1 pseudogene is annotated in these 809 nt (G+C 70.1%); it reads left to right on the top strand.

The window, feature by feature from the left end:
* Nucleotides 1-405: 405 nt before the first annotated feature.
* Nucleotides 406-809: pseudogene (locus tag D180_RS08380) on the top strand (membrane-bound PQQ-dependent dehydrogenase, glucose/quinate/shikimate family); the annotation flags it as partial.

The following is an 809-nucleotide window of genomic DNA, read 5'->3' as shown; positions in this document are numbered from 1 at the left end:
CGGCGGCGCGGCCGCCGGCTTGTCGCCGGAGCAGCCTCCGGCCACGGCAACGGCCAGCAATACGGCACAGCGAACGGGACGACGAGGCGCCTGGAAACGGTCGGACATGGGGAGTGCGGCTGGGAAGAAACGCGCAACGCTACTCCACGGATGTGTCGCATCGCACCATGTCTGTAACAGTGCGTTGTACGGGCTTCACCAAGGTCGGAGAAACGTCGGAAACCGGCACACAGCGTCGCACCGGCAGACGGCGCCATTCGTTCTATTACCGAACACAAATGCGATAATCGCCCATCTTGCCGACGTCGTTTCCCGCCGCGGCATGCCATCGTGCGCACGCCCGCCTTCGCTGCCCTCGTGGCCGGCCGCGGACGCCGTGCGTCTCCCCTGCAAAGGATCGAAAACGTGCAAACCCAATCGGATGTGTCGGCCGGCGGCCGGATATTGCTGTGGAGCGTCGGCCTGCTGCTGGCGCTGATCGGACTGGCGCTGCTGGTCGGCGGCATCCGCCTGGCCACCCTCGGCGGCAGCCTCTACTTCCTGGCGATGGGCGCGGCCTGCGTGGCCTCGGCGCTGCTGGTGCTGCGGCGGCGCCCGGCCGGCGCCTGGCTGTACGCGCTGGCGTTCGTGTTGAGCGTGGCCTGGGCGTACTGGGATGCGGGCCTGGCGTTCTGGCCGCTGGTGTCGCGGCTGATGATGCCGGCGGTGCTGGCGCTGCTGGTCGCCCTGGTCTACCCGACCCTGCGCCGCGCCCGCGGCCTGCCCGGCGGACGCGGCGCCTATGCGCTGGCGGCGGTGCTCGCGCTGGC

It is taken from the genome of Xanthomonas sp. SHU 166, assembly GCF_000364685.1.
GTDB classification, from domain to species: Bacteria; Pseudomonadota; Gammaproteobacteria; order Xanthomonadales; family Xanthomonadaceae; genus Xanthomonas_A; species Xanthomonas_A sontii.
The sequence above is the reverse complement of the archived record's forward strand: the minus strand, read 5'-3'. Positions and strand labels throughout refer to the sequence as shown.